This window comes from Streptomyces sp. NPDC059567 (genome assembly GCF_042735655.1).
Taxonomy (GTDB): domain Bacteria; phylum Actinomycetota; class Actinomycetes; order Streptomycetales; family Streptomycetaceae; genus Streptomyces.
Window position 1 is genome coordinate 1 of the sequence record NZ_JBHWBS010000076.1, and the last position, 11,939, is coordinate 11,939.

Annotated in this window: 11 protein-coding genes; 6 read left to right on the forward strand and 5 right to left on the reverse strand. The window is 72.1% G+C overall.

All coding sequences use genetic code 11. From position 1 onward, the window contains the following. Nucleotides 1–326 precede the first annotated feature (326 nt). The 3 genes from ACFVZW_RS27080 to ACFVZW_RS27090 all read left to right on the forward strand — a co-directional run bounded on the left by ACFVZW_RS27080 (nt 327) and on the right by ACFVZW_RS27090 (nt 3,229). Complete coding sequence (locus tag ACFVZW_RS27080) at nt 327–1,775, forward strand: nucleobase:cation symporter-2 family protein (RefSeq protein ID WP_384526283.1); 1,449 nt, start codon at nt 327–329, stop codon at nt 1,773–1,775. A 372-nt stretch (nt 1,776–2,147) separates the two neighbouring features. Further along, nucleotides 2,148–2,579 (forward strand): aspartate/glutamate racemase family protein, encoded by a 432-nt coding sequence (locus ACFVZW_RS27085; RefSeq protein WP_384526387.1) that lies wholly within the window; start codon nt 2,148–2,150, stop codon nt 2,577–2,579. Nucleotides 2,580–2,605: 26 nt separating this feature from the next. Beyond that, nucleotides 2,606–3,229 (forward strand): SMI1/KNR4 family protein, encoded by a 624-nt coding sequence (locus tag ACFVZW_RS27090; protein WP_384526286.1) that lies wholly within the window; start codon nt 2,606–2,608, stop codon nt 3,227–3,229. 38 nt (nt 3,230–3,267) lie between these two features. Here the strand turns inward: ACFVZW_RS27090 and ACFVZW_RS27095 are convergent, their stop codons facing one another. Together ACFVZW_RS27095 and ACFVZW_RS27100 are read right to left on the reverse strand one after the other, a co-directional pair. Further along, nucleotides 3,268–3,864, reverse strand: coding sequence for a TIGR03086 family metal-binding protein (locus ACFVZW_RS27095; protein WP_384526289.1), 597 nt, complete (start codon nt 3,862–3,864; stop codon nt 3,268–3,270). Nucleotides 3,865–3,894: 30 nt separating this feature from the next. Beyond that, on the reverse strand, nt 3,895–4,473 hold the full coding sequence (locus ACFVZW_RS27100; protein WP_384526292.1) for a hypothetical protein: 579 nt from the start codon (nt 4,471–4,473) through the stop codon (nt 3,895–3,897). Nucleotides 4,474–4,605: 132 nt separating this feature from the next. Between ACFVZW_RS27100 and ACFVZW_RS27105 the strand changes: the two genes are divergently transcribed. Both ACFVZW_RS27105 and ACFVZW_RS27110 read left to right on the forward strand, forming a co-directional pair. Beyond that, nucleotides 4,606–5,556: a fibronectin type III domain-containing protein gene (locus ACFVZW_RS27105; protein ID WP_384526295.1), complete on the forward strand. Its 951-nt coding sequence runs from the start codon at nt 4,606–4,608 to the stop codon at nt 5,554–5,556. Nucleotides 5,557–5,610: 54 nt separating this feature from the next. Continuing rightward, nucleotides 5,611–7,485, forward strand: coding sequence for a hypothetical protein (locus tag ACFVZW_RS27110; RefSeq protein ID WP_384526298.1), 1,875 nt, complete (start codon nt 5,611–5,613; stop codon nt 7,483–7,485). A 31-nt stretch (nt 7,486–7,516) separates the two neighbouring features. Here ACFVZW_RS27110 and ACFVZW_RS27115 read toward each other — a convergent pair whose 3' ends face one another. The 3 genes from ACFVZW_RS27115 to ACFVZW_RS27125 form a co-directional block, all read right to left on the reverse strand. After that, nucleotides 7,517–8,683: a GDSL-type esterase/lipase family protein gene (locus ACFVZW_RS27115; protein ID WP_384526300.1), complete on the reverse strand. Its 1,167-nt coding sequence runs from the start codon at nt 8,681–8,683 to the stop codon at nt 7,517–7,519. Nucleotides 8,684–8,931: 248 nt separating this feature from the next. Further along, a complete protein-coding gene (aceB, locus tag ACFVZW_RS27120; RefSeq protein WP_384526303.1) occupies nt 8,932–10,563 on the reverse strand; it encodes a malate synthase A in 1,632 nt (543 codons plus the stop codon). Nucleotides 10,564–10,788: 225 nt separating this feature from the next. Further along, the gene (locus ACFVZW_RS27125) at nt 10,789–11,403 is read right to left on the reverse strand and encodes an NTP transferase domain-containing protein (RefSeq protein ID WP_384526305.1); all 615 of its coding nucleotides are present in this window, start codon (nt 11,401–11,403) and stop codon (nt 10,789–10,791) included. Nucleotides 11,404–11,592: 189 nt separating this feature from the next. Between ACFVZW_RS27125 and ACFVZW_RS27130 the strand changes: the two genes are divergently transcribed. Further along, on the forward strand, nt 11,593–11,916 hold the full coding sequence (locus ACFVZW_RS27130) for a DUF5955 family protein (protein ID WP_384526308.1): 324 nt from the start codon (nt 11,593–11,595) through the stop codon (nt 11,914–11,916). Nucleotides 11,917–11,939: the final 23 nt, after the last annotated feature.

Below are 11,939 nucleotides of genomic sequence, written 5' to 3' on the forward strand. Positions count from 1 at the left end.
CCCCCCCCCCGCCCGCGGCCCCCCCGCCCCGCGCGCGCGCCCGCCGCGCGCCGCCCCCCGCCCCCCCTCCCCCCGCCCCCGGGGGGGGCCCGGGGCCCGGCCGGACGGGGGGTGCCCGTACGTAAAGAGGTACGGCACCCCCCGGACGGTCGACGTGTGTCAGCCATCCAGGCCTCCCCGGGCACACGACGCAGTTCTCAAGGATGAAGAAGTACCCCCCACTTCCTCATGAGCCGCACCCGTGAGGCGCACGACCTGCACCGCTTTGCACCACCTCCATGACACCCACGTCTCCGCCGACGTGTTACCCGACCGGAGGAACCTCCGTGGCCACCAAGCCCAGGTTTCGCAATGATGCGCAAGACGCAGGCGCCGATACCGAAGACCAGAAGCATCCGGTCGACGAGACTCTGCCGCCCCTGAAAATGTTCACCAGCGGCCTCCAGCACGTGGCCGCCATGTACGCGGGGGTCGTGGCCCCGCCCCTGATCGTCGGCGCGGCCGTCGGACTCTCCGGCACCGAACTGACCTTCCTCACCGGAGCCAGCCTCTTCACCGCGGGACTCGCCACCTTCCTCCAGACGCTCGGCGTCTGGAAGATCGGCGCCCGGCTGCCGTTCGTCAACGGCGTCACCTTCGCCGGCGTCGCCCCGATGCTGGCCATCGTCGACACGACGGACGACAAGGCCGACGCACTGCCGATCATCTTCGGCGCGATCATCGTCGCGGGTCTCCTCGGTTTCATAGCCGCCCCGTACTTCTCCAAACTCGTCCGCTTCTTCCCGCCCGTGGTCACGGGCACCGTGATCACCCTCATCGGTATCTCGCTCCTTCCGGTCGCGTTCGGATGGGCCCAAGGTCCCAACCCGACGGCCAAGGACTACGGCTCGACGACCTATCTGACCCTCGCGGCGATCACGCTCGTCGTCGTGCTGGTCCTGCGCCGCTTCACGCGGGGCTTCCTGAAGCAGATCGCCGTCCTGGTCGGTCTGGTCATCGGCACCCTCATCGCGATCCCGTTCGGCGTCACGGACTTCAGCCCCGTGGCCGAGGCGTCCGTGATCGGCTTCCCGTCGCCGTTCCACTTCGGCGCCCCGCAGTTCGCGCTCGCCGCGATCATCTCCATGATCGTGGTCATGCTCGTCTCGATGACCGAGTCGACCGCCGACATGCTGGCGCTCGGCGAGATCGTCGAGCGGCCGGCCGACGAGAAGACCATCGCGGCCGGACTGCGTGCCGACACCCTCGGCTCGGCCATCAGTCCGCTCTTCAACGGCTTCATGTGCAGCGCCTTCGCCCAGAACATCGGGCTGGTCGCCATGACGAAGATCCGCAGCCGGTTCGTGGTCGCCTGTGGCGGTGGCTTCCTGGTCCTGATGGGCCTGTCGCCGATCGCGGCCTCGCTGATCTCGGTCGTCCCCCGGCCGGTGCTCGGCGGCGCGGGCGTCGTCCTCTTCGGCTCGGTCGCCGCGAGCGGCATCCAGACGCTCGTCAAGGCCGGTCTGGAGAAGGACAACAACGTGCTGATCGTGGCGGTCTCGCTGGCCGTCGGCATCATCCCGATCACGGCGCCGGAGTTCTACCACGCCTTCCCGGAGACGGCGAAGATCATCCTGGACTCGGGCATCTCGACCGGCTGTGTCGCGGCGGTCCTGCTGAACCTGGTCTTCAACCACCTGGGCAAGCGCGGCGACGAGGACACGGTCACCGCGCCCATGGAGCCGGGCGAGGAGATCTCCGAGGCACGCACGTCCAAGGCGGCGCACGTCCACTGAACACGCCCCGTCGGTCCATCGATCCGGTCCCCGCGTCCGACGCGGGGGCCGGATCCGTGCGTGGATCGGCCACCCACGCCGTACGGACGGAACTCACCGCCTACGCCGCCCCCGGCGCGGTGCCGGCGGTCGTCCTCGTCAACCCCAACTCCTCGACGGACACCACCGCGATGATGACCGCGATCGCCCGGCGCACGCTGGGACCGCGGGTCCGTGGAGTGACCGCGACGCGCGGCCCTCGGATGCTCACCGACCCGGCGGCCCTGCGCGCAGCCGCCCCGGAGGTGGTCGCGGCCGGGCGGCGGGCCCTGGCCGACGGCGGCTGCGCGGCCCTGCTGGTGGCCGGCGTTCGGCGACCCGGGCCTGGCGGAACTGCGGGCGCTCACCCTCGCCTCGGCGCGAGGGCCGGTGCCGGTCGTCGGAATCGGGGAGGCGGCCCTGCTGGAGGCCGCCGCCTCCGGGCGGAGCTTCGGCATCGCCACGACCACGCCACTGCTTGCGGGGTCCATCGTCGAGCGGGTCGCCGCCCTCGGCCTCTCCGACCGCTTCACCGGCCTCCGCCTGACCGAGGGCGACCCCGAGGCCCTGTCCGCCGACCCGGAGTCGCTCCGCGAGAGCCTGGCGCGCGCGGTCGAGGAGTGCGTCGTACGGGACGGAGCCCGGGCCGTCGTCATCGGCGGCGGCCCGCTGGGCGAGGCGGCCGACTCCCTGCGCGCCCGGTTCGAGACACCGGTGATCGCCCCGATCCCGGCGGCCTGCCGCAGGCTCGCGCGACTTCTGGCGGCCACCCCCGGCACCCCGTAGTGATCGTCTTCTCTACGATCACTCCCATGACGATCGACTGGACGGCCGAAGCCCGACGCGTGGACCGGGGCCACCGCTTCGACGAGTTGAGTAGTCGGACCTGGGAGCAGTACGGGGACCCGGCTCCGCCGCCGCTGTCCGCGTCGGAGGTCCGCGAGGCGGAGGAGGAGCTGGGGATCACCTTCCCCGCCGAGTACCGGAACCACCTTCTCCGGGAGAGTGCCGGCGGCCGGGTGAACCGCCTGCACCGAGGTGCGCAGGGCTGGGTCTGGCACGGCGACTCCCGGACCAACTACGACCTGCTCACTACCGAATTCCCGCACCCCGAGTCCTACCGCGCCTACGAGGACGAGCTCGACGAGCGCGAGCCGCTGAGGGAGCACTTCGCGGACGACGGCACTTTCCAGCGGGCGTGGGACGACTGGGACGCCGAATACGAGGTGCACCAGGAACGCAAGACCGCGGGAGCGGTGTTCATCCGGGAACACAGCTGTGGCTTCCATGCTCTCCTCGTCGTCACCGGACCACAGCGGGGCACCATGTGGTTCGACAGCCGGGCCACCTGCGACCAGATCCTTCCGCTCACCCTGCACGGCCGGCCCGTGTCGTTCGCGGACTGGGCCGGCCAGGATCACATGACCCCCTGGTGAACAGCGTGGCGGGCGGCCTGCCATGGCCACCCCGCGGATCAGGACGCCGGCGGCCGCCAGTCCGGACGCCGGCCGCTCAGACCCACCACACGGTCGAGCAGGGGCGCGTCGTCCGGGACCGGGACGATCGGGCCGAAGAAGCCCTCCTCGGCCGGCGCGTCCTCCTCCGGGGTCAGCAGGGCCTCGGACACGGCCAGTTCCTCCTCGGTCACCTCGTACGCCTGGCCCGTCGAGCGCGCCAGGTCCCAGCCGTGGATCAGCAGCTCGTTGAGCGCGACCATGCCCATGACGGCCGCGGGCATGTCGATGCCGCCCGCCTGGGTGTCCCCCTCCCAGGCGCCGGGCTCGCGCCAGGCCGCCGCCAGTTCGTTCAGGGCCTTCGGCAGGGCCGCACGCCAGTCGTCCTCCAGGACCGGCCGGACCGAGCCGGGCGGTGTGCCGGTCGTCGCCCCGAACTCCTTGCGGGCCGCGTCGCGGAAGGCCACGCTCAGGCTCGCGACATGGGCGAGCACCTCCCGTACCGCGTACTCGGGACAGGGCGTCGGGTCCCCGAGCCGGTCGTCGCCGATGTCCTCGGCGAGCCGTGCCACCCGCTCCGCGGCCGCTCCCAGATCGATGTGCTCCGTCTTCTCCATGCAAAGTGAGACCGCCGAGGACGTCAGAACTCATCGGTCCGTCCCGATCCGGCGCCCGCACTCCTTCGCCAGCACGGGATAGGCCGCCGCGATCGCCTCGTACAGCCGCCTGCTCAGCAGCCGTTCGGCCTCCGCCCGGCCCGTCGACCCGTACAAGCCGTCGAGCAGCGTCTCGTACCGCGACAGCGCATGCCGCAGATAGCTCACCTGCCACCGCACCAGCGCCCCCGCCGCGACCCCTCCGGGGCTGCGAGCGCCGAGCAGATGGCGATGTCGCACGGCCCGCCGCTCCAGCTCGGCGGCGGGGAGGCGTGGCACCTCGATCGGCTCCGCCCGGATCGCGGCGAGCACCGCCTGCCGGCGGGCCTCGGCCCCCGCCTCCGCGGCCGAGGAGCGCCGGCCCGAGGAGGCGGCGCACCGCGTGAACTCCGGTGTCCGCTCCACCGCCTCCACCCGCGCCAGGCGATACAGCCGCACCGGCGCGATCGACCACCGGCGCGGATCCCGCCCCTGCACGTCGGGCGCCCCCAGCAGGTCGCGCACCATCGCGTCGCTCCACCCGCGTTCGCGCAGCCCGGCAAGCGTCAGAAAGGTCGTACGGTCCGTCATGATTCCCCCACCCGTCGATCACAGAGAGTGACGAATCCAGTGAAGCGCACCCCACTGACAACGCCCCCTTGCCGAGGTCCTCCCGTCCGTGTCATACAGGTCTGGACCATTCCGACGGACGGAGGCATTCCTGTGCAACGCCCGCTCGCCGCCAGCGTGTTGACCGTCGCCGCCCTCGGCCTCGCGGCCTGCTCCGGCGGCCCCGAGAAGGACACCCACAGCCCCACCGCCCCCACCGGAGTCACCGCGTCCGCCGGCAGCGCGAGCACCGTCCACGTCATGTGGAGCGCGGCCACCGACGACCGCGGGGTCACCGGCTACGAGGTCTACCAGCAGGGACGCAAGGTGAAGGACCTCCCCGCCACGACCCTCATGGTCGACATCGTGAACCTCACCCCCGCCACCCCGTACACCTTCACCGTCCGCGCCCGCGACGCCGCCGGAAACCGCTCGGCCCCCAGCCCTCCCGTCCCCGCCACCACCCTCGCCGCGACCGCCCAGGACCGCACACCCCCGACGACCCCGAAAGCCCTGCGCGCCACCCCCGCCGGCAGCCACGCGGCCACCCTGACCTGGACCCCGGCCCGCGACGACACCAAGATCACCGCGTACGACGTCTACCAGGCGGACGCCCGCGTCCACACCGTCCCCGGGACGGCGACCACCGCCCGCATCACCGGCCTGCGCCCCGGCACGGTCTACTCCTTCACCGTCCGCGCCCGTGACGCCGCCGAGAACTCCTCCCCGGACAGCAACCCCGCCGACCTCACCACCACCCCGGCCCCCGGCGCCGCCCCCAACACCGCCCCGACGAACCTGAAGGCGACCGCCACCAAGGGCGAGATCACCCTCACCTGGACCCCGCCCGGCACCGGCGCCCCGGTCAAGGAGCACCAGCTCTACCTCGACGAAGCCTTCGCCACGACGATCATCTGGGGCGCCGACCCCCCGCCCGGCACCGCCACCTACACCTTCACGGTCCCCACCACCCCCGGCACCCGCTACAGCGTCAAACTCCGCGCCCGCCTCCCCGACGGCACCTGGGGTGACTTCTCCGCCCAGCGGACCGTTGTCGTCCCATGACGGCGCCGCCACGGGCGTCGTCGTCCGGCGCACGCCGGAACTACCCTGGGAAAGGTGGCAGGGACCGTGCTCTCCAACACCGGGCTCGACGCGTTCCTCGACGGAACCCCGGAGCTCCGCGACCCTTCGTCCGCACGCGCCGCCGACGCCGTGCTCGGGTTGTTGTCGCTGCGCGGGGCCGACCGGAGGAGCGGGCTGCCCGAGCCGACCGTGCATCTCGTGCGTCATCTGCTGGTCGAGGACGTGCCGGCCTTCGTGTACGCGACGCCCGAGGAGCTGGCGGCCTATCCCGCCGTACTCGTGGCGCTCACCGAGCGCGTCCGGGAGGCCGGGCGGCTCAACGCCAAACGACAGGCCCGGATCGTGGCCGCCATCGAGGAGACCGTGCCCGACTTCGAGCGGGCGATGCGGGACCCCGGCAATCTGACCTGGCAGCGCTGGTACGCCTCGCTGCTGCGGGCCGACGGCGCCGACCCCGCGGACCCCGCCGCCGTACGGACCTGGCTCGCCGCCCACGACGGAGTCACCCCACCGGACGGACTGCGCAGGGCCGACCTGATGAACCGCACCGAGCTCGCCGACATGGTGCTCGCCGAGGCGCTCACCAGCGCGTACGTACGGGAGGCCGAAGCGCCCTCGCCCGCCGGGCCGCTGCTCTCCGACGGGGACGTCTCGCACGGCGTCGGGAAGGTGGCGGGCCGGCTGGTCGACCGCTGGACCGCCGAAGGGCTCGCCGGGGCGCTCGCGGGGCCGTACGCCCATCTCGCGCCCGGCCCGGACGCCTTCCCGCACCTCGTCCTCGCCGACACCCTCCTCGACGAGCACCTGAACTACTACGAGGACTCCGCCGTCCCCCTGCCACCGCCTCCCGTCGAGGCCCGCGACCCCCAGCGCTCCGTCGAGGCCGGTGCCGACCTGCTCGCCGCGGCCGTCGAGGAGATGAAGAGCGAGTCCGGCGGCCTGTACGACGGCGAGGCCGCGCATCTGCTGTACGCGCTCTACCAGCGGGGCTCCTGCGCCGAATCGGTCGCCCGCAGGGCCGCCGAGTTCGAGGACTGGCCGGTCGACCCCCGGCTGGAGGACGCGCCCGTACTCGTACCGGCGAAGGCCCAGGACGGCTATGTGGTCCCGCCCGTCGACGAGCTGTCCCGGCTCGTGGGGGCGCCCGTCACCGACGACGACCGGGCCGGCCTGGAAGCGTCCGCGCGGGCCATGGCCGACACCGTCGACCGGCTGGCCGGGACCGGCATGGTCTTCCGCACCGGCGACGCCTTCGGCCTCACCCCTTGGGGCGTCGAGGTCCTGCACTACCTGATGCGGGTCCGCGGCGTCGCGGCGCCCGACGCCGCGGAGGCCGTCGCCTGGGACGCCCCGGCCGTGATCGCCGCCGCCGAGGGCTGGTCCGCCTCCGCCGCCACGCGCGTCCTGACCGAATGGCTCCACGCCCGCGGGGACACCGACGACGCCTGGGCGCAGCTCCTCGCCGCCCTCGGCACCGTCAACGCCGGGACGTACGAGGCCGCCGACACCCGCGCCGTCTTCGGCTTCCTCGACCCGGCCGCCGCACCCGTCGAGGCCCTGCGCGGGGCCCTCGACGACCCGGTGATGGGTGCGTACGCGTACGGCGTCCTGCGGGCCAGGGGCGAGCCGGCGGACGAGACCCGAGTGCCGCTGTCCGCCCGCGCCGTGCTGATCCTGGACCGGCTCTCCCGCCGCACGGCCGGGCGGGCGGTCCTCGACTCCGCCGCCGAGGGCTGGCCGGGCGGTGTCGACGCCCTCGTGAAGGAGATGGCGGCGGCCGACCCGTACCGGGCGGAGCGGACGCTCGGCGCGCTCGGTGTCACCGTGCCCGGGATCGGGATGTCCGAGTCGAGGACGGGGAAGCCGCGGGCACGGCGCCGGAACCGGGGGAAGCGCCGCGCCCGCTGAACAACCCCGTGGGGGGTCGAGCCGACGGCCGTCAGGAGACGGCCGTCAGGTACATCCCGGAGGCGCCGGTACCGGCCGTGTTGCGGCAGGAGAAGTTGCCGCTCGGCTGCGCGTGGATCAGCGCGAGACAGCGGCCGAGCGCCGACTGGCCGTAGTGGTTGGGGTGCACGTTCTCCTGGATCGGGCCCTGCGTCTGGTTCTGGTCGATCCAGCGCACCCACTCGCTGGTCGTGGCCGATGCCGGCACCGTCGCGCTGACCTGCTTGCTGGCCTTCGCGCACACCTCGCGGCCCTGCAGCATGTCCCGCAGATCCATGAACTGCACGCCCTTGGCCGCGGCGACACCCTTGAGACGGTTGGCGACCTGCGGGACGAGCGAGTCCCGGGCCCAGTCGGAGTCCAGGTTCCAGAACGGGCAGCCGCCCGTGTTGGTACGGGTCCAGCCGCTCTCCCCGTAGCGGTTGTCCGCGGCGCGCGGGATGGGGGAGGGGTACGACTGGAGCACGATCCGGTACGAGGAGGCGGCGTACCCGGCACCGGACATCACCGCCCGGATCTCGTCGACTGACTTGCCGACGCCCGCCATCGCGGCGTCGATCTTGGCGTCGACCTCCTCCTGCTGGTCGTCGTGGCAGTACGAGTACCAGACGATGTAGTCGGTCGCGCAGCTCCTGATGATGTCGGCGAAGCCCAGGTCGTTGCCGCCGATGGACAGCACGATCGTCTTCACGTCGTGGGAGGCGGCGATGGCCGCGAGCTGGTCGGCCTGCGGAGCCTCGCCCTTGTACGCCTTGCCGCCGTTCGACGCCCGGAAGACGTTCTCGGTCGTGGCGCCCGAGCAGGCGATGTTGAGCAGCGCGGAGGCGATCCCGGTGGCGCTCTTCACCTCGGCCGCGTCGGAGCGGTGACAGCCGTTGGCGGCGGTGGTGCCGTAGACACGGGAGGGGTCGTACGCGCTTCCCGTCCATGCCCGGTCGGTCCCGTTGCGGCTGCCGCTGGTGGTGAGGCTGTTGCCCTGCCAGCGCCCGGCCTCCCCGGAGATGTAGCTGTCGCCCATCGAGACGACGGCGGTGGGGCCGGAACCGGAACTCGCGGCGGCGGGGGAGGTGCCACCGGCGGCCACCAGGCCGGTGACGGCCAGCGAGGCGGCGAGAACCGCGCGCACGGCACGGTGGGGAGAGCGGCGGGGGGTGGGCATGGCTGTGCTCCTGCGTCCTTGCAGTGGAGTGAGGGACAGCCGCCGGCCGGTGGCAAGGCGGAATCTGGCACGCCGTGGCTTGTTACCGCTAGGTAGCTGCGTATCTCGGTTGCGTCACATGCCCTGTGAAACGCACTGGAGCGAAAATGGCTCCGCCCCCGGTGCTGTGCGTTCACCGGGGGCGGAGCCTGTTCGTGTTGTGACCGAAGGTGCTGCTCGGCTGCTGTGCGGGTCAGCCGGCCAGTCGGTCAGCCGGTCAGCTGGTCGTACGCCGGGAGAGTCAGGAAGTCGGCGTAGTCGGCGTCGAGGGAGACGTGCAGCAGGAGGTCGTGGGCCTGCTGCCACTTGCCGGCCGTGAAGGCCTCCTCGCCGATCTCCTCGCGGATCGCGGCCAGTTCCTCCGCCGCGATCTTGCGGGCCAGCTCGGGAGTGGCCTTCACAGCCTTCCCAGCGTGCTCGAAGACGACACCCGCGTTGATCCACTGCCAGATCTGCGAGCGCGAGATCTCGGCCGTGGCCGCGTCCTCCATCAGGTTGAAGATGGCGACCGCGCCGAGGCCGCGGAGCCAGGCCTCGATGTAGCGGGTGCCGACCTGGACGGCGTTGCGCAGGCCGTCGTACGTCGGCTTCGCGTCGAGGGAGTCGATCGCGATCAGGTCGCCGGGCGCCACCGAGACGTCCTCGCGCAGCCGGTCCTTCTGGTTCGGCCTGTCGCCGAGCACCGCGTCGAAGGAGGCCATGGCGATCGGGACCAGGTCCGGGTGGGCGACCCAGGAGCCGTCGAAGCCGTCGCCGGCCTCGCGGTCCTTGTCCGCCTTGACCTTCTCGAAGGCGACCTTGTTGACCTCGGCGTCCTTGCGGGACGGGATGAAGGCCGCCATGCCGCCGATCGCGTGCGCGCCGCGCTTGTGGCAGGTGCGGACGAGGAGTTCGGTGTACGCCCGCATGAACGGTGCCGTCATCGTGACCGCGTTGCGGTCCGGGAGCACGAACTTCGGCCCGCCGTCACGGAAGTTCTTGACGATGGAGAAGAGGTAGTCCCAGCGGCCCGCGTTGAGGCCGGCCGCGTGGTCGCGCAGCTCGTAGAGGATCTCCTCCATCTCGTACGCGGCCGTGATCGTCTCGATCAGCACGGTGGCGCGGACGGTGCCCTGCGGGATGCCGACGTAGTCCTGGGCGTAGACGAAGATGTCGTTCCAGAGGCGGGCCTCCAGGTGCGACTCCGTCTTCGGGAGGTAGAAGTACGGGCCCTTGCCGAGCTCGATGAGGCGCTTGGCGTTGTGGAAGAAGTACAGGCCGAAGTCGACCAGCGCGCCGGGGACCGGGCGGCCCTCGAAGGTCAGGTGGCGCTCCTCCAGGTGCCAGCCGCGCGGCCGCATGACGACCGTGGCCAGCTCGTCGGCCGCCTTGAGGGCGTACGACTTGCCCGACTTCGGGTCGGTGAAGTCGATGTTCCGGGTGTACGCGTCGATCAGGTTGACCTGGCCGAGTACCACGTTCTCCCAGGTGGGGGCCGAGGCGTCCTCGAAGTCGGCGAGCCAGACCCTGGCGCCCGAGTTCAGGGCGTTGATCGTCATCTTGCGGTCGGTCGGGCCGGTGATCTCGACACGGCGGTCGTTCAGGGCCGCCGGGGCCGGCGCGACGCGCCAGGAGTCGTCCGCGCGGACGGCGGCGGTCTCCGGGAGGAAGTCGAGGGTCGAGGTGCGGGCGATCTCGGCGCGGCGCTCCGCCCGGCGGGCGAGGAGCTCGTCCCGGCGAGGCGTGAACCGCCGGTGCAGCTCCGCCACGAAGGCGAGGGCCGCGTCGGTCAGCACCTCCTCCTGCCTCGGCAGGGGCTCGGCTTCGACGACGGCCAGGGGGGACGGCGCTGGTGCGGACATGAACTGTCACTTCCTTCAGCGGGCTTCACGGGCGGTGCCTTGCGGCCGCCGGGCGTCGCGGATCGGCACGGAGTGCCGCAGGCGCCGAGATACGACCGCGAGCGCCCTCACAGGATCAGGCGCTTCTGAACAGTGGATACTAGTTTCCTCATGGTGGAAGTTCAATCGTTTGTTGATGTCGAGATTCTCTGGATCGACAGAAGGTGGCGCTCAGTGCCACGTTCTTCACTCCAGGTGCGCCAGATCCGCCTCCGTGTCGATGTCGTAGGGCTCGGCCACATCCGAGCAGTCCACGAGCGTGATCGCATCCCGGTGCGCCTTCAGATAGTCACGTGCCCCCTGGTCGCCGACCGCACCCGCCGCGATGCCCGCCCAGCGGTCCGCGCCGAACAGCACCGGATGGCCCCGCTTTCCCTCGTACGAGGCCGCCGCGAGGGAATCGCGCGAGCGGTACGCCGACCGGACCCGCGCCACCGCCTGCGCGCCGATCCCCGGCTGGTCGACCAGGGAGACCAGCGCGGCGTCCACCGGCAGCGCTCCGGCGGCGAGCGAGGCCAGCCCGGCCCGCAACGAGGACCCCATGCCCTCGGCCCACTCCGGGTTGTCGACCAGGACGCAGCCCGGCAGCTGCGCCCGCTCCCGTACGAGATCGGCCGAGGCCCCGAGCACCACATGGATCACCTCGCAGCCCCCCTCCCGCAGCGCCCGCACCGCGTGCTCGACCAGCGGGCGGCCGCGATGGGTCAGGAGCGCCTTGGGGCGGCCGCCGAGGCGCCGCCCGCCGCCCGCGGCCAGCAGCAAACCGGCGATCCGGGGGACGGAACGAGGTGTCAGTGTCATGAGGACTGCATACCCCATGCGCCCCCGTGCGCCGGGCGTGCACACGGACGCCTGAATTACGTCCACGGAGTGGCGCACCCGGCGCGCGATGGCGTTAACTGGCTCGCGACTCCGGGCGCCTGACCATCGTTCGACGGGTCTGGTCGGTGTGTGGAGTTCGCCGCACAGTGCCGTGCGAGGGGGAGAACTTTGTTGCGAAGCGTTGGGCAGAGGCGTGTGAGGACCGGCAGCGGCGAGGACCCGAGGGTGGCTGAGCTGCGTGCCGCCGTCTCCCGGCTCCGTCGCGAACTGGCGGGCCACCCGGTCGAGTTCACGGACCGGGGCATCGCCGAGGACGAACTCGCCGCGCTGGACGCCATGGCCGCCGGCGGAGTCCCCGAGGTACGGCGACTGCGCCGCTCCCTGCTGCTGATCGCCGGTTCGATCGGTTCCGTCAGTGCCCTGTCGAACGGCCTTACGGGTGTCCGTCAGGCCGTCGAGCTCTTCGGAGAGCCCCCGCGCGAGCTTCGGTGACCTCGTTCGACGTGACGGGGTCG

Excerpts from the sequence above, each read along its gene's own strand:
- ACFVZW_RS27090 (WP_384526286.1), top strand. The coding sequence starts at position 2,606 with ATGACGATCGACTGGACGGCCGAAGCCCGACGCGTGGACCGGGGCCAC.
- aceB (WP_384526303.1), bottom strand. The coding sequence starts at position 10,563 with ATGTCCGCACCAGCGCCGTCCCCCCTGGCCGTCGTCGAAGCCGAGCCC.
- ACFVZW_RS27095 (WP_384526289.1), bottom strand. The coding sequence starts at position 3,864 with ATGGAGAAGACGGAGCACATCGATCTGGGAGCGGCCGCGGAGCGGGTG.
- ACFVZW_RS27100 (WP_384526292.1), bottom strand. The coding sequence starts at position 4,473 with ATGACGGACCGTACGACCTTTCTGACGCTTGCCGGGCTGCGCGAACGC.
- ACFVZW_RS27115 (WP_384526300.1), bottom strand. The coding sequence starts at position 8,683 with ATGCCCACCCCCCGCCGCTCTCCCCACCGTGCCGTGCGCGCGGTTCTC.
- ACFVZW_RS27125 (WP_384526305.1), bottom strand. The coding sequence starts at position 11,403 with ATGACACTGACACCTCGTTCCGTCCCCCGGATCGCCGGTTTGCTGCTG.